Raw genomic sequence first — 25,176 nt, 5'->3', positions numbered from 1 at the left:
GGAGCTGCCCATGGCTATCCTGCATACCCAGCTCAACCCACGTTCTGCGGAGTTCGCCGCCAACAGCGCGGCGATGCTCAAACAGGTCGACGCCCTGCACACCCTGCTCGCCCAGGTCGCCCAAGGTGGCGGCCCGAAAGCGCAGGAGCGCCACACCTCGCGGGGTAAACTGCTGCCCCGCGAGCGCATCAACCGCTTGCTGGATCCGGGTTCTCCGTTTCTGGAAATCAGCCAATTGGCGGCCTACGAGGTGTATGGCGAAGACGTTCCCGCCGCTGGCGTGATTGCCGGGATTGGCCGCGTGGAAGGCGTCGAATGCATGATCGTCGCCAACGACGCCACGGTAAAAGGCGGCTCGTACTATCCGCTGACAGTAAAAAAACACCTGCGCGCCCAGACCATCGCCCAGCAAAACCGCCTGCCGTGCATCTATCTGGTGGACTCCGGTGGCGCCAACTTGCCGCGTCAGGATGAAGTGTTTCCGGACCGCGAGCACTTCGGGCGGATCTTCTTCAACCAGGCCAACATGAGCGCCATGGGCATTCCGCAGATTGCCGTGGTCATGGGCTCCTGCACCGCTGGCGGTGCGTATGTGCCGGCGATGGCCGACGAAGCGATCATGGTCCGCGAACAAGCGACGATCTTCCTCGCCGGCCCGCCGCTGGTGAAAGCCGCGACCGGTGAAGTGGTCAGTGCCGAAGACCTTGGTGGCGCCGATGTGCACTGCAAGATTTCCGGGGTGGCCGACCATTACGCCGAGAGCGATGAACACGCCCTGGCCATCGCCCGTCGCAGCGTCGCCAACCTCAACTGGCGCAAGCAAGGTGAGGTTCAGCAACGCACGCCGATCGCCCCGCTCTACAGCAGTGACGAGTTGTACGGTGTGGTCCCGGCCGACGCCAAGCAACCGTTCGACGTGCGTGAAGTGATTGCGCGACTGGTGGACGGATCGGTGTTCGACGAGTTCAAGGCGCTGTTCGGGACTACGCTGGTCTGCGGTTTCGCCTACCTGCACGGTTACCCGATCGCGATCCTCGCCAACAACGGCATTCTCTTCGCCGAAGCGGCGCAGAAAGGTGCGCACTTCATTGAGCTGGCCTGTCAGCGCGGCATTCCGTTGCTGTTCTTGCAGAATATCACCGGCTTCATGGTCGGCCAGAAATACGAGGCCGGCGGCATCGCCAAGCACGGCGCGAAACTGGTGACGGCGGTGGCTTGCGCCAAGGTGCCGAAGTTCACGGTGATCATCGGTGGCAGCTTCGGCGCCGGTAACTACGGCATGTGTGGCCGCGCCTACGATCCGCGTTTCCTGTGGATGTGGCCGAATGCGCGCATTGGTGTGATGGGCGCCGAACAGGCTGCCGGTGTTCTGGTGCAGGTCAAGCGCGAACAGGCCGAACGCGGTGGCCATGGTTTCAGCGCCGAGCAGGAAGCCGAGATCAAGCAACCGATCCTCGACCAGTACGAAGAGCAGGGTCACCCCTACTATTCCAGCGCGCGCCTGTGGGATGACGGTGTCATTGACCCGGCCCAGACCCGCGACGTACTGGCCCTGGCCTTGTCCGCGTCGTTGAACGCGCCAATCGAACCGAGCCGCTTCGGCGTGTTCCGGATGTGATTTTTTCTGTAGGAGCGAGCCTGCTCGCGATGGTCGTTAACGAAGACGCGGGGCATCTGGTAGCCAGCGTTGTTTGAGCGTTTATCGCGAGCTTGCTCGCTCCTACAGAAGAACAGAGTTGTGGAGACGGACAATATGAGCGACTTCAACACCCTCGAACTGCTGACCGACCCGCGTGGTTTTGCCACCCTGTGGCTCAGCCGTGAAGAAAAGAACAACGCCTTCAACGCCGAAATGATCCGCGAGCTGATCCTCGCCCTCGACAAAGTCGCGAGCGATGCCAGCCTGCGTTTTCTGATCGTGCGCGGGCGCGGCAAGCATTTCAGCGCCGGCGCCGACCTGGCCTGGATGCAGCAATCGGCCGAACTCGACTACGCCACCAACCTCGATGACGCCCGGGAACTGGCGGAGTTGATGTACAACCTGGCCAAACTGAAAATCCCGACCCTGGCCGTGGTGCAAGGCGCGGCCTTTGGCGGCGCGCTGGGCCTGATCAGTTGCTGCGACATGGCCATCGGTGCCGATGATGCGCAGTTCTGCCTGTCGGAAGTGCGCATCGGCCTGGCGCCGGCAGTGATCAGCCCGTTCGTGGTGCAAGCCATCGGCGAGCGCGCGACCCGTCGCTACGCCTTGACCGCCGAGCGCTTCGGCGGGCAACGGGCACGGGAAATCGGTCTGTTGTCGGAAAGCTATGCAAGTGCCGAGCTGGAACAGAAAGTCGAGCATTGGATCGACAATTTGCTGCTCAACAGTCCGGCTGCGATGCGCGCCAGCAAGGAGCTGTTGCGCGAAGTCGGCGACGGCTCACTGAACCCGGCACTGCGCCGCTACACCGAAAATGCCATCGCCCGTATCCGCGTCAGCCCGGAAGGCCAGGAGGGCCTGCGCGCCTTCCTGCAAAAACGTCCGCCGAGCTGGCAAGCACAAACCACCAAGGAGCCCCGTTGATGAGCGCACCTGTCCTCACCACCCTGCTGGTGGCCAACCGTGGCGAAATCGCTTGCCGGGTAATGCGTACCGCCAAGGCGCTGGGCCTGACGACCGTGGCCGTGCACAGCGCCACCGACCGTGACGCCCGACACAGCCGCGAAGCCGACATTCGCGTCGACCTGGGTGGCAGCAAAGCCGCCGACAGCTACCTGCAAATCGACAAACTGATCGCTGCCGCCAAGGCCAGCGGCGCCCAGGCGATTCACCCCGGCTATGGCTTTCTGTCGGAAAACGCCGGGTTCGCCCGCGCCATCGAAAGCGCCGGCCTGATATTCCTCGGCCCGCCTGCCTCGGCCATCGACGCCATGGGCAGCAAGTCCGCCGCCAAAGCCTTGATGGAAACCGCCGGCGTGCCGTTGGTGCCCGGTTATCACGGCGAAGCCCAGGACCTGGAAACCTTCCGCGCCGCCTGCGAGCGCATCGGCTACCCGGTGCTGCTCAAGGCTACCGCCGGTGGCGGTGGCAAAGGCATGAAAGTGGTCGAGGACGTCAGCCAACTGGCCGAAGCCCTGGCCTCGGCACAGCGTGAAGCACAATCGTCGTTCGGCGATTCGCGGATGCTGGTGGAGAAATACCTGCTCAAGCCACGCCACGTGGAAATCCAGGTGTTCGCCGACCAACACGGCAACTGCCTGTACCTCAACGAACGTGACTGCTCGATTCAGCGGCGGCACCAGAAAGTCGTCGAAGAAGCCCCGGCACCAGGCCTGAGCGCGGAACTGCGTCGCGCCATGGGTGAGGCCGCCGTGCGTTCAGCCCAGGCCATCGGTTATGTCGGCGCCGGCACCGTTGAGTTTTTGCTGGATGCGCGCGGCGAGTTCTTCTTCATGGAGATGAACACCCGTCTGCAAGTGGAACACCCGGTCACCGAAGCCATCACCGGCCTCGACCTGGTGGCCTGGCAGATTCGCGTGGCACGTGGCGAAGCGTTGCCGATGACTCAGGATCAGGTGCCGCTGGTGGGGCACGCGATCGAAGTGCGACTGTATGCCGAAGATCCGGGCAATGACTTCCTGCCGGCGACCGGTCGCCTGGAGCTGTATCGCGAGTCCGCCCCGGGGTCGGGGCGTCGAGTGGACAGCGGTGTTGAAGAAGGCGATGAAATCTCGCCGTTCTACGACCCGATGCTCGGCAAGCTGATCGCCTGGGGCGAAGACCGTGAACAGGCGCGCTTGCGCTTGCTGAGCATGCTCGACGAATTCGCCATCGGCGGCCTGAAGACCAATATCAATTTCCTGCGGCGCATCATCGGCCACCCGGCATTTGCCGCTGCCGAACTGGATACCGGCTTCATTCCGCGCTATCAGGAACAGTTGCTGCCGGCGCCGGCAGAACTCAGCGATGACTTCTGGCAAGCCGCCGCCCAGGCGTTTACCCAGAGCCAGCCACCTGCAACCCGCGCCGACGACCCGAGTTCGCCATGGGCGGCGGGTAACGGGCTGCGTGCCGGTTTGCCGAGAGAAATCACCCTTCACTTGAGTTGTGAAGGCCAGGACCGCGCGCTGACGCTGGGCGACATCGACGCCCACAGCGCTCGACTCAAGGGCGAGCAACTGTTGACCGAGCATGCTGGCGTGCGCCGTCAACACCGCGCAATACGCCGTGGCGAGTACGTGTATTTGCAGTGGGATGGCGAGCTGCGCCGCATCGAGGCCTACGACCCGATCAGCGCCGTCGAGGCCAGCCACAGCCATCAAGGCGGGCTGACCGCACCGATGAACGGCAGCATCGTGCGCGTGCTGGTGGAGGCCGGGCAAACGGTCGAAGCCGGGGCGCAATTGGTGGTGCTGGAAGCGATGAAGATGGAGCACAGCATTCGCGCACCGCACGCCGGGGTGATCAAGGCGCTGTATTGCCAGGAAGGCGAGATGGTCAGCGAAGGCAGTGCGTTGGTCGAACTGGAAGAAGCTTGAAATGAAGATCGGTCCTGCGCATTGCGAGGACCGATCTGATCAGAACTTTGTCGTTGCCTGAACCACTACGCCGATGATTCGACATTCTTCGGTGTACAAGGCTTTCGGATACGTCGGATTGAGCGGGACCAGGTAACGCTGCCCGCCCTCTTCGATCAACTTGCGAAACGTGGCTTCGGCGCTGTCCGGCCACTGGGCAATGACCAGTTTGCCTGGCACGGCTTCCACGGCCGGGTCCACCAGAATCAGCATGCCTTCCGGGATGCTGATGCCATTGGGTGCGGTCATCGCATCACCTGTCACTCTCAACCAGAACGCCGGCCCCCGGGCGTGGTAATCGGACAGTTCGAAGCGCCCCTTTGCATACACCGCGGCCTCTCCGTCGCGCACTTCGGCAGGTTCGCGCCATTCGCTGATCGGGTAGCGAAAGTACGGGTTGTACTTCTGTGTCAGGGGGATTTCGTCGTCGGTTGACGCCTGCGGTTCGCGGATCACCAGCGCCACCTCGAGAAACTCGAGGCCCAGCGCCCGCAGCACACGATTCATGTCTTCGATGCCGGGTTCACGACGTTTGTTGAGCCAGTGGCCAATGCCGCCCTGGGACATCCCGAGGCGCTCGGCGAGTATCTCTTGAGTGATTTTCAGTTCACTCATCTTGGCCTTGACCAATTCAATCCATTTATCCATGTGCGGCACGATACGTGGGTGACTCCGGCCATCAAAACACAAATTGTAGTATTTAAATCGTCGTCACAAATACAGATCGTATTAGGATCGATTCACGGATCTGAATCTGACACGGAGCTTGCCATCACCATGAACCATCCCGCCAATGACCTGCCGGACATGCAAATCGACACCACCCTCACCTCGCCTCAAGGCTCAGCGGCAGCTCAACGCGCGCTGGACTATTACTTGAAACCAGCTGTTTCGGAGGAGGTGGCCGAGCCGCGCTTTTTTGATGTGAACCGCAACATCAGCGGCGAAGAGGCGCTGGTCCATGCCTTGGACCTGCTGCGCTGTGCTGCTGCCATCGCGTACGAGTCGGCCAATCACCTGCAAGGCGCAAACCGCGACCTGGCATTTTCGACGGTGCACATGATCGACATGGCCAAGGCGATGGTCGATCGATCGCTGGAGAAGTATGAAAACGGTTGAGGTGAGGGGGTAAATCGAGAAGGCAGGAAAGAGTTTTCCTGTCGAGCAGGCAAAAACGCTTGACTCGCAAATGAGAATGATTATTATTGCATCAGCTGGTCGCGAGATCAGTCGATGGACCAGGTGACCTTAGGTCGGTCTCCTGGACTATCTCCTCATCAGGCTAATCACGGTTTTTGACCCGGCTTTTTGCCGGGTCTTTTTTTGCCAGTTTTCTGGCTTATGGCTTCAGGCTAATGAAGTCTTTGGGTGTCGCAAATTCGCTGGCGCGGATGATATCAAAGGAATGCCGCCTGCCAAGGGAAACCCGGCATCACGGGTTCAAGCCAGCGACAGATAGCACTTGAGAATCAATCTCGCAGCCTCTAAGCTGCGACAGCGTCAAGGAGGACGCCCCCACCCCTGCACCCCGCAATTTCCCTCGGTTTCACCCTACTCTTGCGTGTAAAGTAGCCGCCATAAAAATCATATTCAGGACCCGATTATGGCCGTGGCTAAATCCTCTTTCGACATCAGTGCCAACTTCGACAGCGGCAACATCCAAGTCATCGACATCAGCGATCCGCTAAAACCGCTTCTGGCCATTCGCCCGGACACCCGCAGTGCCCATTTCCAATGGTTCCACTTCAAGGCCAGCGGACTGCATGTCGGGCAGGAGCACTGGTTTCGCCTGAACAATGCCAGCCTATCCTCCTATAACAAGGCCTGGACCGGTTATCAGGCGGTGGCGTCATACGATCACGTCAACTGGTTCCGCGTACCGACCATTTTTGAAGGCGACTGCCTGCGCTTCAGCCTCGAAGCCGAGCAGCCCCACGCCTGGTTCGCCTACTTCGAACCCTACAGTCGTGGCCGCCACGACTGGCTGATCGAGCAGGCACTGAGCAAGGCAGGCACTGAGTTACTGGCCACCGGCAAAAGTGTCGAAGGTCGCGACATCCAGTTATTGCGCAAAGGCACCGGGGCTGAAGGCCGGCGCAAGGTGTGGATGATTGCCCAGCAACATCCGGGCGAACACATGGCCGAGTGGTTCATGGAAGGCGTGATCGAACGCCTGGAAAAACACGACGACCCTGTGCTGAACAAATTGCTGGCCAGCGCCGACCTGTACCTGGTGCCGAACATGAACCCGGACGGTGCTTTCCACGGCCACCTGCGCACCAACGCCATGGGCCAGGACCTCAATCGCGCCTGGCAGAGCGCCAGCCAGGAAGCCAGCCCGGAAGTCCTGTTCGTTCAGCAACAGATGGAGAAATACGGCGTCGACATGTTCCTCGACGTCCATGGTGACGAGGAAATCCCCCACGTATTCACCGCCGGTTGCGAGGGCAACCCCGGTTACACGCAGCGCATCGAAAAACTCGAGGAGCACTTCCGCACTCATCTGAAGCACACCACCAAAGACTTCCAGACCAGGCACGGTTATGTCCGCGATGAACCGGGCAAGGCCAACATGACGCTGGCGTGCAACAGTGTCGGGCAGAAGTACGACTGCCTGTCGCTGACCCTGGAAATGCCGTTCAAGGATCACGACGACCATCCGAACGCGGAAACCGGTTGGTCGGGCAAGCGTTCGAAGCAATTGGGCAAGGATGTGCTGACCACGCTGGCCGATATGGTCGATACCCTGCGTTGACCACCTGTGGCGAGGGGCTTGCCCCCTCGCCACAATGATTGATGGCAGCTTTCAACCGCGATCCTTACCCCGCAACATGCTGTCCAGCACCTCATCGCGACGCACCCAGCCGTGAAACAACGCCGCTGCCAAATGCAGCAACACGGTCAGAAACAGCAGATACGCCAGATACCCGTGCGCCTTGCGCAAAAACGCAAACACCTGCGCGTTCGCCGGCACAATCGACGGTAGTTGCAGCGAACTGCTGAGCATTACCGGCTCGCCCGACGCCGAGATCATTGCCCAGCCCAGCAACGGCAAAACCAGCATCAATGCATACAACAAGACATGCGAGGCCTTGGCTGCGAGCACTTGCACACCCGGCATGTCTGCCGGCAGCGGTGGCTGCGTGGTGGAAAAGCGCACCACCAGTCGCACGATCACCAACAGCAAGATTGCGACGCCCAAGGGTTTGTGCAGATGAATCAGCCACTCATGCCGCTCGGATACCGAGGCAACCATGCCGGCGCCGATAAACAGCATGGCGATGATCATCAGCGCCATCAGCCAGTGCAGCAGGCGCGCCAGCGGAGCGAAGTGGTTCGGTTGAGTGCTCATTGCTGGGCCTCCTGTTTGGCGGCGGGCAATTGGCTGACTTCGCTGGTGCGACGCAGGTAGGAATTGGCGTAACCGGCTGAACGAGCGGCGAGCAGCGGGTCCTCGGAGCCTTCGATCCCGGCCGGCAGCACCAGCGGATCGTAATTGATGTCACGGCATTCGCCGTTGAGTTGCGGCTGAGTTTTTTCCAGCACCAGGGTGCCCGCGTTCAACACCTTGCGCCCTTCGGGCCAGGCCTTGCTGGCGTCGTTGACCGGATCACCCGGATTGGCCAGGGTGATGTTCAACTGCCAACGCAGCGGGCCAGCGGCGATGCGCTGAACCAGGTCTTTCTCCAGGAAGTCATTGCCCTGCGGTGCCGCCGCGCCCGGTGCGTCTTGCGCCACTGGCGTCATGCTCCAGCGAACCGCCTGTTTTTGACCGGTGGCATTGACCAGGTAAAACGCATTGACGCTATTGTAGGTTTCGGTGACGTAACTGGCCGACGGTTTGGCCGTCTTGATCCAGGCCAGGAACGGCGCGGATTCGGGATGCGATCCGAAGAATGCAGGCACGGCCTTGGGATCGGGCTTGCCGGTGGCCGGGTCTGGAGACTGGGCCTGTTGAAACTGATAGAACGCCTCGGGCGTGCCCACCGGGAACACCGGCATGCTGTTCATCCCCGTACGCCACTGCTGGCCGTTGGCCTGAGTGAAGCGCAAGGCCATGCTGCGGATCGGCACGGCATTGTCCGGCGCATATGGATTGCCGGCCGGCAAGGCGAAACGCCCGACCACCGGTGTCCGCGCTTCGTTGAACACCTGGGCGGTGGAATAGCTGCGCACCTCGCCACTGCTCTCGAAATGCCCGATCACGCACACGCCTTTGGCATGGTTGCGACGGAAACCCGGATGTACGCCGTTATTGGTTTCCAGCAAGTTGATCAGTTTCTTCGGGGTCAGGCGCTGTGGGTCGAAAGTGCCGTTGACGTAGGCAAACGCCCCTGCCACTGCGGCAACGACCACGGCAATGCCAGCCAGACGCAACGTCAGGCTCGCCGCACTCAGGGGCGGCCGGGTTGGCGGTGATGATCGATCTACCATGAAAGACTCCAGGGCCATCGGCCACAAGTGAGAAGAATCAAGCAGACGAACCGCACACAGGATTATTCCCACAGGCGGTATTTATTTTTTCAGGCGTGGAATAACCTCCGGCACGGGGCGTCTTCCTAGTCCCAAGCGTAGTGACTTGTCAGAACCTGATGAACGAAATCGACGAAAAACTGAGAGAAATCATTCCCCGATTGCGCCGGTTTGCCGTGTCGTTGACGCGCAACCCGAGCAGCGCCGACGACCTGGTACAGGCGAGTCTGGAGCGGGCCCTCTCGAGCTGGGGCGGCAAGCGCGCCGAGGGCGACTTGCGCGCCTGGTTGTTTTCGATTCTCTACCGGCAGTTTCTCGATGCGCACCGCCGCTCCCGGCGTTATGCGCGCATGCTCGAATTTTTCACCGGGCGCGACGATTTCCAACCCTCGGTGGAACGCACCGTGATGGCACAATCGACCCTCAACGCCTTTGATCAACTGCCCACTGAACAACGCGCGCTGCTGCTCTGGGTGTCGGTGGAAGGCTTGAGCTACAAAGAGGTCGCCGAGATTCTAGACGTCCCCCTCGGCACCGTGATGTCCCGCCTGTCCCGGGCTCGCCAGGCCCTGCGCCAACTCAGCGATGGCGAAATCAACCGCCCCTCCCTGCGGAGACTCAAATGATCAGCATGCCCCCCAGCGAGCGTGACCTGCACGCCTATGTCGACCACCAGTTGAGCGACGTCGACCGACGCCTGGTCGAGACTTTTCTGGCGAGCAATCCCGAAATATCCGCGCAAGTGCGCGCCTGGCAACTGGACGCCCAGCAACTGCGCGCAGCCCTCGGTGGTGCCTTGCAGCAACCGGCCAACCCGAACCTCGATCCGGCACTGATTCGCCAGCGCCTCAAACGGCAGTCCCGCCGACACCTGGCCAGCGCTGCGGTGCTGCTGATCGCTGTGTGCGTCGGCGGTTTCAGTGGCTGGCAGGCACGGGAAATGACGCTCCTCAGCGCAGCGCAACCGATGGCCGATGCCATGCAGGCTTACCGTCTGATTGCCGAGCAGGGGTTGTTGCCCGCGGACTACAAAGCCGGCGAAGACGGCGACATGCAGGGTTGGCTCGACCGTTACTTCACCCAGGCCAATCGCTTGCCGGACCTGACCGGCGCCGGGTTCAAACCGGTGAGCGGGCGCCTGCTCAGCACCGAACAGGGACCGGCGGCGATGGTGGTGTACGAGAATCAGGGCGGCAACAAGATCAGCTTCTACGTGCGCCCACCGGGACCGAAGAACTTCATGTTGCCCAGGGGCAGTCGCAGCGATGGCGGGTTGCAGGCCGAATACTGGTCGGGGGGCGGTTACAACTATGCGATGGTCAGCCCGGCGGATACGGCGGCGGCGCAGATGCTTAGGCAGACCACACAGTTCTGACCACACCACCACCTCCTGTGGGAGCGAGCCTGCTCGCGAAGGCGTCAGGTCAGGCTACTTCAATGGCGACTGACAGACTGTATTCGCGAGCAGGCTCGCTCCCACAAGTGGTCTGCGTATATTTCAACCCTGTCCAAACACCTGCGACGGCCTGCGCAGTAACGGATCAAACGGATTGATCCGCGGCCCGATCAACGCTGCTTCGCGCTTGAGCATCTCCACCACCGTCGGCAAACGATCCGGCCCCAAGCGGTCACTCACGGTCGCCACGCTCAACGCCGCCACCGCCCGGCCCTCACGATCGAGAATCGGCACCGCCACCCCGGCCATGCCCTGCAGCACGCCGGTGTTGCGCCCGGCGTAACCGAGCTTGCGCACGTTCTCGACCTCCGAGCGCAGGAACACCTCGTCATACAGATGGAAGTCCTTGAGCCGCGGCAAATTGTAGTGGATCACCGTGTCGCGTTCCTCTTCCGGCAGGAACGCGAGAATCGCCAGGCTGCCCTGCCCCACGCCCAGGGCCACACGCCCACCGATGTCACCGGTGAAGGTGCGGATCGGAAACGGACCTTCGCTGCGGTCCAGGCAGATCGCATCGAAGCCGCTGCGCGCCAGCAGGAACAACGAATCGCCCAGCGACGCCGAGAGCCGCAGCAGCGCCGGGCGCACCAGTTCGCGCAGGTTGCCGCTGTTGCCCGCCCGGGCGGCCAGGGCAAAAAAATCCAGGCTCAGACGATAGCGTTTGCTGCGCGCATCCTGCTCGACCATGCCCTCGTCCATCAGGCTGCGCAGCAAACGGTGGGTGGTCGGTTGCGACAAACCGATGTGCTGGGCCAGTTGCGTCACCCGCTCACCGCCCTCGACGGTATCGCCCAGCGCACGCAGCACTGCAAACAGTCTTGAGACGGCACCCACGCCGACTTCATTTTTGATTTCATTCCGCTCAATGGAATCTGACATGGATATTCTCGATAATTAATTTACTCAGCGAATGAAACTGAAAATAGTCATCGCCTCAGTGAAATTGGCCATTGAGCCCATCCTAGTCTTCGTCCTAATCTGCGTCCAGACAGGGGCGATTCGAACAACAGCGGCAGCCGACTCAAGCCGAGCGCCAACGCACCCCGGCAACATCTTTTCGTATCTGCCCATACAAGAAAGCGCGCCTGCGGGCGACGCATAACAATCTCAGGTGGAGGCGCACTCATGGCTTTTGTGCAACTTGAAAAACTCGGCAAACGCTACGGTGAAATCAACGCCGTGGTCGCCACCGACCTTTCGGTGGAGAAAGGCGAATTCGTTTCCCTGCTCGGCCCCTCCGGATGCGGTAAAACCACCACCCTGCAAATGATCGCCGGCTTCGTCGAAGTCACCAGCGGGCGCATCGTCCTGGACGGTCGCGACATCACCCATGCCAAGCCCGCCAGTCGTGGCCTGGGCGTGGTGTTCCAGAGTTACGCGCTGTTTCCGCACATGACCGTTAAGGACAACGTTGCCTTCGGCCTGCGCATGCGCAAGGTGCCGAACACCGAAATCCGGCAACGGGTCGAACGGGTACTGAAGCTGGTGCGCCTGCACCAGCACGCCGAGCGCTACCCACGGGAACTGTCCGGTGGCCAGCGCCAGCGTGTCGCCCTGGCTCGGGCACTGGTGATCCAGCCGCCGGTGCTGCTGCTCGATGAACCACTGTCCAACCTCGATGCCAATCTGCGCGAAGAAATGCAATTCGAGATCCGCCGCATCCAGCGCGAAGTCGGCATTACCACGTTGATGGTCACCCACGACCAGTCCGAAGCCCTGTCGATCAGCGACCGCGTGGTGGTGATGCAGGCCGGGCGCATCACCCAGATCGACGCGCCTTACACCCTCTACGAACACCCGCGTACCGAGTTCATTTCCGGGTTCGTCGGCAAAGCCAACCTGCTGCCCGGCGAGCGCGACACGGCCGGTGTGGTTCAGGTGTGCGCACGTGGCGATGGCGACCTGACCCTGAGCCTGCGTCCGGAGAAAATCGATCTGCGCGAGGCAGGCGTTGGTCGCCTGCAAGGCAAGGTCAGCAGCCGCTTCTTCCTCGGCAGCCAATGGCTGTACGGTGTGTCGACGACCCTGGGCGAACTCTGCGTGGTGCGCCGCAACGACGGCTCGGCGCCATTGAGCGAAGGCACGGCGGTCGGCCTGGACTGGGACACGGCGCTGTTGCGGGTGCTGAGTGTCGACGAGGTGACGGCATGACTGCACTCGCCGCCATTCGCCAGGGCCGCCAGGGCTACCTGCTGTCGGCGCCCGCCCTGGCGTTGTATGTCAGCCTGCTGGTGATCCCGCTGATGCTGACACTGCTGTTGTCGTTCAACGTCTTCGACTACGGCTCGGGGATCAAGAGCGGCGCCTACACCGTCGACCACTACAGCAGCCTGCTGGGCGATTCGTACTTCTACGAGATCTTCCTGCGCACCCTGTGGATCAGCGCCCTCACCACCTTGCTCTGCGTGCTGATCGGCGTGCCCGAGGCCTACATCCTCAGCCGCATGGGCGCCCCGTGGCGCTCGATTTTCCTGATCCTGATCCTCACCCCGCTGCTGATTTCGGTGGTGGTGCGCGCCTTCGGCTGGAGCCTGCTGCTCGGCGCCGACGGCCTGGTCAATCAGGTCCTGCAGGCGCTCGGTGGTTCGCCGATGAAACTGCTCTACACGCCGTTCGCGGTGGTGATTGCGCTGGTTCACGTGATGCTGCCGTTCATGATCATTCCGGTGTGGACTTCGCTGCAGAAGCTTGACCCGGCCGCCGAGCAAGCCGCGCTGTCGCTGGGTGCCGGCCACTTCACGGTGATTCGCCAGGTGGTATTGCCGCAGGTCATGCCCGGCATCCTGTCCGGCACCCTGATCGTGTTCGGCCTCGCCGCCAGCTCCTTCGCCATTCCCGGCCTGCTCGGCGGACGTCGCCTGAAGATGGTCGCCACGCTGATCTACGACCAGTACCTGTCGGAACTCAACTGGCCCATGGGCGCGGCCATCGCCGTGGCCCTGCTGCTCATCAACCTGCTGATCATGCTGTCGTGGAACCGCATGATCGAAGGCCGCTACAAGAAGTCATTGGGATAATTCGCCATGTCCAGGAACGGTCCTTTCGCCCTGCTGTTTCATGCCCTTGTGGTGCTGTTCATGCTCGCACCGCTGGTGGTGGTGTGCCTGGTGGCCTTCACTCCGGAGAACACCCTGAGCCTGCCGACCACCGAGTTTTCCCTGCGCTGGTTCCGGGCGGTGTTCGAGCGTGCCGACTTTGTCGATGCGTTCTACAACAGCCTGATCCTGGCGTTCAGCGCGGCCAGTCTGGCGACGCTGATTGCGGTGCCGGCGGCGCTGGCGATCACTCGCTTCGAATTCCCCGGTCGGGATTTTTTCAACGGGCTGTTTCTGTCGCCGATCATCATTCCGCACCTGGTGCTGGGTGTGGCGCTGCTGCGTTTGTTTGCCCTGATGGGGGTCAACGGCCGCTTTGCCTGGCTGATCTTCGCCCATGTGCTGGTAATCACCCCGTACGTGCTGCGACTGGTGCTGGCCTCGGCCATCGGCCTGGATCGCAGCGCCGAACACGCCGCGCAATCCCTGGGGGCCGGGCGTTTCACGCTGTTCCGCCAGATCACTTTGCCGATGATCCTGCCGGGGGTTGCCGGGGGGTGGTTGCTGGCGTTCATCAACAGTTTCGACGAAGTCACCCTGTCGATCTTCGTCACCTCGCCGGCCACGCAAACCCTGCCGGTACGCATGTACGTCTACGCCACCGAATCCATCGATCCGATGATGGCGGCGGTGTCGGCGCTGGTCATCGCGCTGACCGCGCTGACCATGATTCTGCTCGATCGGGTCTATGGCCTGGATCGGGTCCTGGTGGGCAAACAATGAGGGCGCCATGGCTCTGCTGAAACGACTGGCCGAAGGCGACCGCCCGGTCCTGGACTTTACCCTCGACGGCCAACCGGCCAGCGGCATGCTCGGCGACACCGTGCTGACGGCGGTGCTGACTTGCAGCGAACACCTGCGCGGCAGCGACTTCAGCGCCGAACCGCGCGCCGGCTTCTGCCTGATGGGCGCCTGCCAGGACTGTTGGGTGCGCCTGGGCGACGGCCGCCGGGTGCGCGCCTGCTCGACGCTGCTGGAAGCCGGGCAACACATCAACCGCGAACCGGGGCGATCCATATGAACACCAACAGAATCTGTGGGAGCGAGCCTGCTCGCGAAAGCGCTCTGCCAGTCAACATCTCAGCTGAATGTGTTGCCGTCTTCGCGAGCAGGCTCGCTCCCACAGGGGGACTGCGCCGGGCACAAAAAGCGCAGCCAACCCCGGCCCACTGTGGGAGCGAGCCTGCTCGCGAAAGCGCTCTGCCAGTCGACATCTCAGCTGAATGTGTTGCCGTCTTCGCGAGCAGGCTCGCTCCCACAAAAGAACAGCAGCCGAGGTGTGCATGAAACCCGTCGTCATCATCGGCGCCGGCCCAGCCGGTATTCGCGCGGCGCAAACCCTGGTCGCCCATGGTGTTCGCCCGGTGGTGCTGGACGAAGCGGCGCGCGGTGGCGGGCAGATTTACCGGCGCCAGCCGGCCAACTTCAAGCGTTCACCGGTCAAGCTGTATGGCTTCGAAGCGCGCAAGGCCAGTGCGTTGCACCAGACCATCGACGCGTTGCGTGATCAGCTCGATTACCGCCCTGAAACCCTGGTGTGGAACGCCGAGGATGGCACCCTTGACACCCTGCAGGACGGACGTGCCGCACGACAGGAGTTTTCCCGGGTGATCGTCGCCACCGGCGCCACTGACCGGATTCTGCCGGTCCCGGGCTGGACGCTACCCGGGGTCTACAGCCTCGGCGCGGCGCAGATCGCCTTGAAATTCCAGGGCTGCGCCATCGGCGAGCGCGTGGTGTTCGCCGGCAGCGGTCCGCTGCTGTACCTGGTCGCCTATCAATACGCCAAGGCCGGCGCCAAGGTGGTCGCGGTACTCGACAGCTCGCCCTTCAGTGCCCAGGCTCGCGCCCTGCCCGGCCTGCTGTCGCAACCGGCCACACTGGCCAAAGGCATCTATTACCGTGGCTGGCTGACCGCCCACGGCATCCCGGTGCATCAAAGCGCAACCTTGAAGCACGTCGAAGGCGAACAACGGGTGCAGGCGCTGATCTGGTGCGACGCAAAAGGTGAGCATCGACTGAACTGTGATGCCGTCGCCTTCGCCCACGGCCTGCGCAGCGAAACCCAGCTCGCCGATCTGCTCGGCTGTGAGTTCACCTGGAGCCCGCTCAACCGCGCCTGGTTGCCCCAACGTGATCGCGCCGGACGCAGCAGCGTCGCCGAGGTGTACCTGGCCGGTGACGGCGCCGGGATCATGGGCGCCGACGCCGCGGAAATGGCTGGCGAACGCGCGGCACTGGCGCTGCTTGAGGACACCGGTTACCTGATCCCGCCACAACGCCCCGCGCAACTGGAACAGGCTCTCGAACGCATCGGCGATTTTCGTCAGGGTCTGGAACGCGCCTTCGCCTTTCCCGAGAACTGGGCCGCCGGCATCGCCGATGAGCTGATGGTCTGCCGCTGCGAGGAAGTTCGCGCTGGTGATATTCGTGAAGTGGTGCGCGAGGGTCACTGGGAAATCAATCGGGTCAAGGCCCATTGCCGGGTCGGCATGGGTCGCTGTCAGGGCCGGATGTGTGGCACCGCCGCCGCGGAAATCATTGCCTGTGAAAGCCGGCGCGCCGTGTCCGACATCGGCCGGCTGCGGGCCCAGGCCCCCATCAAGCCGCTGCCCTTTGGCCTGGAGATCGACGCATGACCGAAGTCGACGCAATCATCATCGGCGGCGGCATCGTCGGTGCTTCGGCGGCGCTGTTTCTTGGCAAGGCCGGGCGTCGCGTGGTGCTGCTGGAACGGGACTTCTGCGGTTCGCATTCCAGCGGCGTCAACTACGGTGGCGTTCGCCGCCAAGGCCGACCGTTGTCGCAATTGCCGCTGTCGCAACAGGCCCACGCCATCTGGGCGCAGCTGCCTCAGTTGATCGGTATCGATGGCGAGTATCAACGCAGCGGTCACCTCAAGCTCGCGCGCAGCCTCGACGATTTGCGAGCGCTGCAGGACTATGAAATCAGCAGTCAGGGCTTCGGCCTGGACTTGCAGGTACTCGACCGCAAGGAATTGCGAGCGCGGTTTCCGTGGGTCGGTGATGTGGCGGTGGGCGCCTCTTATTGCCCCGATGACGGACACGCCAACCCGAGGCTGGTGTCCCCGGCATTCGCCCGCGCGGCACGGCATCACGGTGTGCAGGTACATGAGCAATGCGCGGTCAGCGCCGTGGAACACGACGGTCAGCGCTTTCGCGTGCGCACGCAAACCGGCCTCGAGCTACACGCGCCCTGGCTATTGAACTGCGCCGGGGCCTGGGCCGGCAGCCTGGCTGCGCAATTCGGCGAGCCGGTGCCGATGCACTCCGGCCACCCGGCGATGCTGGTCACCGAACCGTTGCCGTTGGTGATGGACGCCAGTACAGGGGTCGAGGGTGGCGGCATCTACGCGCGTCAGGTCGCACGCGGCAATTGCGTGCTGGGCGGCGGCCAGGGGTTTGCCCTCGACGACGCCCGCGCTCGCCCCGGTCAAGGCACGGTGCTGGATATCCTGCGCCAGGCCGTCGAGCTCTACCCCTTTCTGCAAGGCGCCCAGGCGATTCGCACCTGGAGCGGCACTGAAGGTTATCTGCCCGATCGCCAACCGGTGATCGGCCACAGCCGTACCCAGCCTGGTCTGTTGCATGCGTTCGGCTTTGCCGGCGCCGGTTTCCAGATCGGCCCGGCGGTGGGCCAGGCGCTCACCGAGATCATCTGTAGCGGCGCGTCAAAGACGTCGCTGGATGCGTTTTCCATCACCCGGTTTCACTCCATCTCCGTAGCTTGATAGAGGAAGGTCGCGCCAATGAAAAACCTCAAACGCAACGCACTGCTCGGTTTGTCCTGCATGAGCGCCCTGCTCACCATCACCCAGGCCCACGCCGAACCGACGCTTTACCTGGGCATGAACGGCGGGACCATGGAGCGGTTGTACGCCGACAAGGTACTGCCGGCTTTCGAGAAGGCCAACAACGTCAAGGTGGTGATCGTGCCCGGCACCTCCGCCGATATCCTGGCCAAGGTCCAGGCCAGCAAGGACAACCCGCAGATGCAAGTGATGTTCCTCGACGACGGCATCATGTACCGCGCCATCGCCATGGGCCTGTGCGGCAAACTCGAAGACAGCCCGACCCTGGCGCAAATTCCGGCCAAGGGGCGCATCAAGGACGAAGCGGTGGCCGTCAGCCTCGGTGTCACCGGGCTGGCGTACAACACGCGCCTGTTCAAGGAGAAAGGCTGGAATGCGCCGACCTCGTGGATGGACATGGCCGATCCTCGATACAAGGACAAGGTTGTGTTCCAGTCGATGGCCTCCTCTACCTTCGGCCTGCACGGTTTCCTGATGTTCAACCGGATTCAGGGCGGCAGCGAAACCAACGTCGATCCGGGCTTCAAGGCCTGGCCAGACACGGTTGGGCGCAACGTGCTGGAATACATTCCGAGCTCGGCAAAGATTTCAGAAATGCTCCAGACCGACGAAGCCGCGCTATTCCCGCTGACGCCGACCCAGGTCACCGCGCTGAAACTCAAGGGCATGCCGGTGGAATACGCACAACCCAAGGAAGGTGCCGTGGTACTCAACGTCGCCGAATGCACCATCGCCAACAATACGCAGCCGCAACTGGCGCAGAAACTCGCCGCGTTCCTGCTCACCCCCGAGGCCCAGGCCGCCGCGCTTGAGGACGGCGACCAGATTCCTTCCAACCCCAATACCCCGACATCCGACCGGACCCGCGGCCAGGTCGAAGCGATGAAACAATATCTGCAGACAGCGATCGCGGTGGATTGGGATCAGGTCAACGAACAGCGCCCGGCGTGGAATGCACGGTGGAACCGGAGCATCGAGCGGTAGAAAGCGATCTCGTAAACGACGCAGCTCCCTGTAGAAGCGAGCCTGCTCGCGATGGACGTCAACGATAACGCGTGCTGTCTGAATGAACGCGTTGCCCAGACGTTTTTCGCGAGCAAGCTCGCTCCTACAGTGCCCCGTCGTAACGGTGGACATTCACGCGCTGACACAGCTGGAAGCAAATTCCCTGCTCTGGTTACACTATGCCGCCGCAGCTCGGAGAGACTGCCCGCAGACCAGAGGTGATACTTCAGTGGCCGTTCGACCGCCCAACCGTTCGCGAATCAAATTGCGCTGGCAATCGTTGCGTCGCCTTCTCGGCAAGGTACCGGCTGCCTGCAACGTCGCGGCGGGCCAAGTCATCCGCGACTACTTCCGCCACCAGGCCCACTTCCAGGGCTACACCCTCAGTCACAGCCAACAGCGCGTGATCGACTGCATGGCCCGACAGGCTTGCATACTGGCGGGCAATGCGCCGAACCCCCTTCCCGGCCTGTACCTGCATGGTGCCGTGGGGCGCGGCAAAAGCTGGCTTCTCGACGGGTTTTTCCGGGCCATTCCCCTCGCGGAAAAACAACGCCTGCACTTCCATCAGTTTTTCGCCCAACTGCACCAGGGCATGTTCGAGCACCGCGAACATGCCGACGCCCTGGAGATCACCCTCGACGCACTGCTCAGCGATTGCCGGGTGCTGTGTTTCGATGAGTTCCATGTGCACGACATCGGTGATGCGATGCTCATCACCCGGTTGTTCAAGGCACTGTTTCAGCGCGGCATCCTGTTGCTGGTCACCTCCAACTACCCGCCCGAAAGCCTGCTGCCCAATCCGCTGTACCACGCCCGCTTCAAACCGGTGATCGACTTGATCAATGCGCGCATGCAGGTGATGGAAGTCGGCGGTCCGCATGACTATCGCAGCCAGGTCCGCAGTCACGCGCAACAGCTGTTCACCCAAGGCCATTACGTATGGCCGGCCAGCGCGGCGCAGCGGCGGTCATTGCATTTGCCGGATCGCGGTGCCCCGCCCGTGTCGCTACCCGTGGGCACCCGGCATTTCCAGGCCCGTCTCTGCGATGAGCGGCGCATCGGTTTTACCTTCGCCGACCTGTGCGACCAACCTGTGGCCGTGATGGACTACCTGGAGCTGTGCCGCCGTTTCGATAGCTGGATCATCGATGAACTGCCGCGGCTCGGTGAGTGCTCGATTGCCGCCCAACAGCGCTTCATCAACCTCATCGACGTGCTGTACGACCAGGACAAGCACCTGACGCTGCTCGGGCAGTACGCCCTGCGTGAAAGCCTGGACGGTGATGCGATTGATCTGGCACGCACCCGCAGTCGATTGGGGCAACTGGTCGAAGTCTGCGAGCCGGCCTGATCGATAGCTTTTTGTTGTATTAAAGGGCCCCTTCGCGAGCAGGCTCGCTCCCACACGGGATCGGTGTCACGACAAGAATCCATTGTGGGAGAATCCATTGTGGGAGCGAGCCTGCTCGCGAAGGGGCCTGACAGTCGCCACATCTTTCCCGCTATCATGTCGCGCATTTCCGGGGCCACGCGCCTATTCCCTGATCAATAGCGAATCTGTTCATGCATACCCTTGCTCAATTGCGCGCCGGCGAGTTGTCAGGCATCACGCGGCTGGATCTTGTTGAAGGCCTCACCGAATTTCCCCGGGAGATCTTCGATCTGGCGGATTCGCTGGAAGTGCTCAACCTCAGCGGCAATGCTCTGAGCGCGCTGCCAGAGGATTTGCACCGCCTGACCCGTTTGCGCGTGCTGTTCTGCTCCGATAACCGTTTCACCGAGTTGCCGGCCTGTGTGGGCCGATGCGCCGCACTGACGATGATCGGCTTCAAGGCCAACCGCATCGCCCACGTGCCTGCTGCGGCACTCCCACCGCTGCTGCGCTGGCTGATCCTGACCGACAATTGCATCGAGACGCTGCCGAGCGAGTTGGGAGAGCGGCCATACCTGCAAAAGCTCATGCTTGCCGGTAACCGCTTGCAAGCATTGCCAGAGTCGATGCGCAATTGTCATCGGCTGGAGTTGATCCGCATCGCCGCCAACCAGTTCACCGAGTTGCCGCAATGGCTGCTGGAACTGCCGAGCCTGACCTGGCTGGCATACGCCGGCAATCCGCTGGAAACCGAAGCCGATGCCGCCGCCCTCGAGGCCACGCCACGCATTGACTGGTCGACATTGCATCTGGAGAAAAAACTCGGGGAAGGTGCGTCGGGGGTGATTCATCAGGCCACCTGGCAACCGGCCGACCAGCCGTCCATGGCCGTTGCGGTGAAGCTCTACAAGGGCGAAATGACCAGCGACGGTTCGCCACTGCACGAGATGAACGCCTGCATCACCGCGGGCCTGCACCCGAACCTGATCCGCGTCGAAGGGCGGATTGTCGATCACCCCCAGCAAACCGCCGGGCTGGTGATGCAACTGATCGCACCGAGTTACCGCAACCTCGCCGCGCTGCCGAGCCTGGCATCGTGCAGCCGCGACATTTACCCCGACGACTTGCGCTTCAGTGCTGCCGTGGCGTTGCGCATTGCCTCGGGCATTGCCTCGGTGGCCGAACACCTGCACAGCCATGGCATCACCCACGGCGACCTCTATGGGCACAATATTCTGTGGAATGAACAGGGCGATTGCTTGCTGGGGGACTTTGGTGCGGCGTCGTTCCACGCGATTTCCGACAGCCTTGAAAGCCGTGCCTTGCAGCGGATCGAAGTGCGGGCGTTCGGGGTGTTGCTGGGGGAGTTGCTGGAGCGGATCGACTCAGGGCTGAGCGCTGAACGGCGTGGGGTGCTGGAGGATCTGGAGCGGCGTTGCTGTCAGCCGCAGGTGCTGGCGCGGCCGGGGTTCAGCGAAGTCGTGGAGCAACTGGAACATCTGTGACCGCTGCGCGGTCAATCGCGAGCAGGCAACTCCGTCAACTGTGGGAGCGAGCCTGCTCGCGATGACGGCCTGCCAGACAACAGAGCCGTCATTGACACAAAGACTTAACCCGCCAACCCGACAAACATGTCCTGCACGTCGTCGTGGTTATCAAGGCCTTCGAGGAACGCTTCGACTTCCGCCATCTGCTCGTCGCTCAGGCCGCTGACCGGGTTTTTCGGCTGGTAGCCCAGTTTGGCCGACAGCACGGTGAAACCTTGTTCCGGCAGGGCTTTCTGTACCGCGTCGAGGTCGGTTGGCTCGGTCAGGAACAGGGTTGCACCGTCTTCACCCGGTTCGAAATCCTGTGCACCGGCTTCGATGGCGGCCATTTCAGGATCGGCGTCCGGGGTGTCCGGCGATGCTTCGATCATGCCGACATGATTGAAGTCCCAGGCCACCGAACCGGAAGCGCCCAGTTGGCCCTTGCGAAATGCCACGCGGATCTCGGCGACGGTACGGTTGATGTTGTCGGTCACGCATTCAACGATCAGGGGCACCTGATGCGGGGCGAACCCTTCATACGTCACGCGATGGTATTGCACGGTTTCGCCCAGCAGGCCCGCACCTTTCTTGATGGCGCGATCCAGTGTTTCCTTGGGCATCGAGGCTTTCTTGGCCTGTTCAACGACCAGACGCAAGTGCGCGTTGGTAGCAACATCAGCGCCGTTGCGCGCAGCAATGGTGATTTCTTTCACCAGTTTGCCGAAGATCTTGCCCTTGGCATTGGCTGCCGCTTCTTTGTGTTTAACCTTCCACTGTGCGCCCATTTCTCACTCTCTTATCTGTGGCATCTGTGGCGCCGAGACAACGATTGGCCGGCGCTTTGCGCAAGTTTATACGGCCTAAAGTTGGCAATCGACCAAAAAATCCCGACTGGTATCGACATCTTCACCAGCGGTTGTAGGGCAATTCGGAAATGTCGCTTTGGCGTGCCCGCAATGCGCCGGGGTTTCGTACGCTTTGCAGCCTATTCCACGGCAGCAGCGTGTTCGATGCACAACGACAAGGAAAGTCCCGCCACCCTGACCCTTCTCGATGACGACCTGAGTTTCCAGGTGGTCCGGTTCAGTGGTCATGAAGCACTCAACCAGCCCTATCGATTCGACATCGAGGTGATCGGGCTGGCACCGGCCCTGAACCTTGAACGATTGCTGCACCAAACCGCGTTCCTCGAATTTGGCCATGACCAAGGCATTCATGGCGTACTGGACAGCGCCGGTTGTGAACACCGAAGCGCGCACCGGGTCGCTTACAAACTGGTGCTGGTGTCCCGTATCCAGGCGCTGGATCGGCAACGATGCCGGCGGGTTTTCCAGCACGCCAGCGTGCCCATGATCCTGCGCCAGTTACTCGAGGAACACCGGTTGCCCGCCAGCAGCTATCGCTTTGAACTGGCAACCGGGAGTTATCCCCTGCGACCATTTTGCATCCAGTACGAAGAAACCGACCTGGCGTTGCTGCAACGGCTGTGCGAGGAGGAAGGCATCCACTATCACTTCGAGCATCACCGCGACGGCCATGTGCTGGTGTTGGCCGATGACAGCCTGAGTTTCCCCCAGGAACCGCTGCTCATGCCGATGCGCAGCGACGCCCTCGACGAGCATCACGAACCTGTGATCAGCGAATTGTTCCAGCGCCATGACGCTCCGCTCTCCCCCGGGCGCCCAGGCGCCAGGAATCCGGGTGCACCGGACATCGGCGACGGCGCAGCCAATCACTCGTTCGCGAAGGCCAGACACTCTCCCTCTCGCGAACAACAACATCGTGAACAGCTCGGCCGTCGACAACTGGAACGCCTGCGTTGCCGGCACCTGCAGATCCACGGTCAAAGTAACCAGGGAGCATTACGCAGCGGCCGGATCGTACAAGTGGCCGAGCACCCGTTGGCGACTTTCAACGATCAATGGCTGGTCACCGACATTCGCCATCAGGGGCATCACGCCTCCATCCTGCTCGACGAAACTCCAGGCACGGCGCCGGGTTACCGCAATCAGTTCAGCGCGATCCCGTGGTCGACGGTGTTCAGGCCGGCATACAAACAACCCCGGCCGAGTATCCCCGGGTATCAGCCCGCTCAGCTGTGCGGCCCGGCGGGGCAACCGGCGACAGTGGATGAGGATGGCCGGGGTCAGGTAATCCTCTGGCCCGCCACGCAATCAACCAACGAGGTGCCCACCGGCCTGTGGATACCGCTGGCACTGACCAGCGCCGAGGACTGGATCGATCCGGCCCGCCTGCCCGTGGCTGGCAGCGAGGTACTGGTGATTTTCCTCGACAGTGACCCGGATCGCCCGGTGCTCCTTACGGCCATGAGCCCTCGGCCACGCCCTCACCGACCTCGTCCGCGGGAGCCCCGCGGCGATACCCGCCTGCTGTTCGACTGGCTGCTCAACCGCTCGGACCTTGCGCCCTGAGGCTCAGCCCTTGTCAGCCTTTCCGGCCGCAGCGGCGAACTTTGCCAGACGCACATCCAGATGCCGCGGCCGACGCCCGTGATCCTCTGCGCGCTCCTTGCGGCGGATGGCGTTGCGCACCATCAGCGAACCGAAGTAGCGAATCGGCTCCGGCGGGAAAAAACCCAGCGGCCCGTTGACCAGCGGCGAACGGGTCCAGGGGTTGTCCAGGCCCTGGACCATCGACGCCAGGATCTGCCCACCCATGTGGCAGGGCCCGACGCCGCTGCCGGAGTAGCCAAAACCATAGAACACATTGCCACTGGCGCTCATCTGTCCGAAAAACGGCAACCCGGTCACCGAACGGTCCGACGGGCCGTTCCAGGTCGCTTCGACCCTGACGTCGGCAAACGCCGGGAAGAAATCCGCCAGGCTGCTCCGCAACAATCCGGCATAGGGTGAAGGCTGATCGAACACCGGCAACATGCGTCCGCCATAAGCGAAGGTATTACCGCCCTTGCCCAGCATGATCCGGCCGTCCGGGGTGTTGTGGTAGTAGTGCACGAAAATTCGCGAATCGAGCACCGTGACACCACTGGTCAAGCCGATTTCCTCGAGCAAATCCGGCCGGGGCTCGGTGATCAGCATGTCGCTGGAAACGATTGCCACGCTGCGTTCGAACTGCGGGAACGCCCGGGCCATCCAGGCGTTCATCGCCAGTACCACGCGATCGGCACGAACAGTGCCGTTGGGGGTTTGAATACCCACCGGCTTGCCTTCTTCCAGCCCGGTCATCGCGGTGTTTTCGTGAATCCTCACACCCAATTGCAGGGCGACCCGGCGCAGACCGCGCACCAGTTTGCCCGGCTGCACGCTGGCCGCGGCCGGGGAAAACCAGCCTTCCAGGTGCTTGCTGGATCCGGCCAAGCGCTGCACATCGGCCACCGGCCGCTGGGTGAACGAGTTGATGCCGTTGCGCTCCAGTGCGGCGATGACCGCATCGGTCGAGCCGCATTGCGCACGGTTGGTGGCGGTGTAGAGCGTACCGTCGAGACGATAATCGGCGTCCACCGCATACTGCTCGCAGAAGGCGCCGATGGCATGGATGCTGCGCTCGGACTCCTTGACCAGGCGCACGGCTTCTTCGACGCCGAACAACCGTTCCAGGGTGAAATACTTGGCCGACCACGACAGCGCACAACCGCCATTGCGGCCACTGGCCCCGGCGCCGCAGATGTCCGCTTCGATGAGCAACACGTCCAGCTCGGGGTTCTGTTCCTTGAGCATGATCGCGGTCCACAACCCGGTGTAACCGCCACCGACGATACACACGTCGGCGCGGCTGTCGCCTTCCAGCGGCGGACAGGTTTCGGATGCATCAGCCTTCAAGGCCTGGTCCAGCCAAAAGGGTCTCATGGGGGCAATCTCCAGTCAGTGGCC

The 25,176-nt window shown here is 62.3% G+C and carries 23 protein-coding genes; 17 read left to right on the top strand and 6 right to left on the bottom strand.

The window, feature by feature from the left end:
- Nucleotides 1–10 precede the first annotated feature (10 nt).
- From ACEN8E_RS09340 to ACEN8E_RS09330, 3 genes are all read left to right on the top strand, one after another.
- The gene (locus tag ACEN8E_RS09340) at nt 11–1,618 is read left to right on the top strand and encodes a carboxyl transferase domain-containing protein (protein WP_495592356.1); all 1,608 of its coding nucleotides are present in this window, start codon (nt 11–13) and stop codon (nt 1,616–1,618) included.
- Nucleotides 1,619–1,753: 135 nt separating this feature from the next.
- Entirely contained in the window at nt 1,754–2,566 is an 813-nt protein-coding gene (locus ACEN8E_RS09335) for a gamma-carboxygeranoyl-CoA hydratase (RefSeq protein WP_495592355.1), read from the top strand.
- Nucleotides 2,566–4,521 (top strand): acetyl/propionyl/methylcrotonyl-CoA carboxylase subunit alpha, encoded by a 1,956-nt coding sequence (locus tag ACEN8E_RS09330; protein ID WP_495592354.1) that lies wholly within the window; start codon nt 2,566–2,568, stop codon nt 4,519–4,521. The genes ACEN8E_RS09335 and ACEN8E_RS09330 overlap by 1 nt, the downstream gene beginning before the upstream one ends.
- 39 nt (nt 4,522–4,560) lie before the next feature.
- Here the strand turns inward: ACEN8E_RS09330 and ACEN8E_RS09325 are convergent, their stop codons facing one another.
- On the bottom strand, nt 4,561–5,208 hold the full coding sequence (locus ACEN8E_RS09325) for a LexA family protein (protein WP_495592353.1): 648 nt from the start codon (nt 5,206–5,208) through the stop codon (nt 4,561–4,563).
- Between the two features lie 129 nt (nt 5,209–5,337).
- Here ACEN8E_RS09325 and ACEN8E_RS09320 point away from each other — a divergent pair, with 129 nt between their 5' ends.
- Nucleotides 5,338–5,679 (top strand): DUF6124 family protein, encoded by a 342-nt coding sequence (locus ACEN8E_RS09320; RefSeq protein WP_495592352.1) that lies wholly within the window; start codon nt 5,338–5,340, stop codon nt 5,677–5,679.
- Nucleotides 5,680–6,163: 484 nt separating this feature from the next.
- On the top strand, nt 6,164–7,315 hold the full coding sequence (locus ACEN8E_RS09315; RefSeq protein ID WP_495592351.1) for a M14 family metallopeptidase: 1,152 nt from the start codon (nt 6,164–6,166) through the stop codon (nt 7,313–7,315).
- Between the two features lie 51 nt (nt 7,316–7,366).
- On the opposite strand, the gene ACEN8E_RS09310 is transcribed toward ACEN8E_RS09315, so the two are convergent.
- Both ACEN8E_RS09310 and ACEN8E_RS09305 read right to left on the bottom strand, forming a co-directional pair.
- Nucleotides 7,367–7,912 (bottom strand): cytochrome b, encoded by a 546-nt coding sequence (locus ACEN8E_RS09310; RefSeq protein ID WP_150753014.1) that lies wholly within the window; start codon nt 7,910–7,912, stop codon nt 7,367–7,369.
- The gene (locus ACEN8E_RS09305) at nt 7,909–8,994 is read right to left on the bottom strand and encodes a catalase family peroxidase (RefSeq protein ID WP_495592350.1); all 1,086 of its coding nucleotides are present in this window, start codon (nt 8,992–8,994) and stop codon (nt 7,909–7,911) included. The genes ACEN8E_RS09310 and ACEN8E_RS09305 overlap by 4 nt, the downstream gene beginning before the upstream one ends.
- Before the next feature lie 158 nt (nt 8,995–9,152).
- Here ACEN8E_RS09305 and ACEN8E_RS09300 point away from each other — a divergent pair, with 158 nt between their 5' ends.
- Nucleotides 9,153–9,659: a sigma-70 family RNA polymerase sigma factor gene (locus ACEN8E_RS09300; protein WP_495592349.1), complete on the top strand. Its 507-nt coding sequence runs from the start codon at nt 9,153–9,155 to the stop codon at nt 9,657–9,659.
- Nucleotides 9,656–10,408 (top strand): anti-sigma factor family protein, encoded by a 753-nt coding sequence (locus tag ACEN8E_RS09295; RefSeq protein ID WP_495592348.1) that lies wholly within the window; start codon nt 9,656–9,658, stop codon nt 10,406–10,408. The genes ACEN8E_RS09300 and ACEN8E_RS09295 overlap by 4 nt, the downstream gene beginning before the upstream one ends.
- A 123-nt stretch (nt 10,409–10,531) precedes the next feature.
- Here ACEN8E_RS09295 and ACEN8E_RS09290 read toward each other — a convergent pair whose 3' ends face one another.
- Entirely contained in the window at nt 10,532–11,368 is an 837-nt protein-coding gene (locus ACEN8E_RS09290; protein WP_495592347.1) for an IclR family transcriptional regulator, read from the bottom strand.
- Nucleotides 11,369–11,614: 246 nt separating this feature from the next.
- Between ACEN8E_RS09290 and ACEN8E_RS09285 the strand changes: the two genes are divergently transcribed.
- From ACEN8E_RS09285 to ACEN8E_RS09245, 9 genes are all read left to right on the top strand, one after another.
- Nucleotides 11,615–12,640 (top strand): ABC transporter ATP-binding protein, encoded by a 1,026-nt coding sequence (locus ACEN8E_RS09285; RefSeq protein WP_495592346.1) that lies wholly within the window; start codon nt 11,615–11,617, stop codon nt 12,638–12,640.
- On the top strand, nt 12,637–13,506 hold the full coding sequence (locus ACEN8E_RS09280) for an ABC transporter permease (RefSeq protein ID WP_495592345.1): 870 nt from the start codon (nt 12,637–12,639) through the stop codon (nt 13,504–13,506). The genes ACEN8E_RS09285 and ACEN8E_RS09280 overlap by 4 nt, the downstream gene beginning before the upstream one ends.
- Nucleotides 13,507–13,512: 6 nt before the next feature.
- Nucleotides 13,513–14,307: an ABC transporter permease gene (locus tag ACEN8E_RS09275; protein ID WP_495592344.1), complete on the top strand. Its 795-nt coding sequence runs from the start codon at nt 13,513–13,515 to the stop codon at nt 14,305–14,307.
- Nucleotides 14,308–14,314: 7 nt separating this feature from the next.
- On the top strand, nt 14,315–14,605 hold the full coding sequence (locus ACEN8E_RS09270) for a (2Fe-2S)-binding protein (protein WP_495592343.1): 291 nt from the start codon (nt 14,315–14,317) through the stop codon (nt 14,603–14,605).
- Between the two features lie 262 nt (nt 14,606–14,867).
- A complete protein-coding gene (locus tag ACEN8E_RS09265) occupies nt 14,868–16,223 on the top strand; it encodes an FAD/NAD(P)-dependent oxidoreductase (protein WP_495592342.1) in 1,356 nt (451 codons plus the stop codon).
- A complete protein-coding gene (locus ACEN8E_RS09260) occupies nt 16,220–17,335 on the top strand; it encodes an NAD(P)/FAD-dependent oxidoreductase (protein ID WP_495592341.1) in 1,116 nt (371 codons plus the stop codon). The genes ACEN8E_RS09265 and ACEN8E_RS09260 overlap by 4 nt, the downstream gene beginning before the upstream one ends.
- Before the next feature lie 18 nt (nt 17,336–17,353).
- Entirely contained in the window at nt 17,354–18,400 is a 1,047-nt protein-coding gene (locus ACEN8E_RS09255; RefSeq protein ID WP_495592340.1) for an ABC transporter substrate-binding protein, read from the top strand.
- A 250-nt stretch (nt 18,401–18,650) separates the two neighbouring features.
- Entirely contained in the window at nt 18,651–19,775 is a 1,125-nt protein-coding gene (gene zapE, locus ACEN8E_RS09250) for a cell division protein ZapE (protein WP_495592339.1), read from the top strand.
- Between the two features lie 212 nt (nt 19,776–19,987).
- Nucleotides 19,988–21,301: a leucine-rich repeat-containing protein kinase family protein gene (locus ACEN8E_RS09245; RefSeq protein WP_495592338.1), complete on the top strand. Its 1,314-nt coding sequence runs from the start codon at nt 19,988–19,990 to the stop codon at nt 21,299–21,301.
- Nucleotides 21,302–21,405: 104 nt separating this feature from the next.
- Here the strand turns inward: ACEN8E_RS09245 and ACEN8E_RS09240 are convergent, their stop codons facing one another.
- On the bottom strand, nt 21,406–22,110 hold the full coding sequence (locus ACEN8E_RS09240) for a YebC/PmpR family DNA-binding transcriptional regulator (RefSeq protein ID WP_008020881.1): 705 nt from the start codon (nt 22,108–22,110) through the stop codon (nt 21,406–21,408).
- A 225-nt stretch (nt 22,111–22,335) separates the two neighbouring features.
- On the opposite strand from ACEN8E_RS09240, the gene ACEN8E_RS09235 reads away from it, so the two are divergent.
- A complete protein-coding gene (locus ACEN8E_RS09235) occupies nt 22,336–23,757 on the top strand; it encodes a type VI secretion system Vgr family protein (RefSeq protein ID WP_495592337.1) in 1,422 nt (473 codons plus the stop codon).
- A gap of 3 nt (nt 23,758–23,760) precedes the next feature.
- On the opposite strand, the gene ACEN8E_RS09230 is transcribed toward ACEN8E_RS09235, so the two are convergent.
- The gene (locus ACEN8E_RS09230) at nt 23,761–25,152 is read right to left on the bottom strand and encodes an FAD-dependent oxidoreductase (protein WP_495592336.1); all 1,392 of its coding nucleotides are present in this window, start codon (nt 25,150–25,152) and stop codon (nt 23,761–23,763) included.
- Nucleotides 25,153–25,176 lie beyond the last annotated feature (24 nt).

The organism is Pseudomonas sp. Pseusp9 (assembly GCF_059491265.1).
The sequence above is the reverse complement of the archived record's forward strand: the minus strand, read 5'-3'. Positions and strand labels throughout refer to the sequence as shown.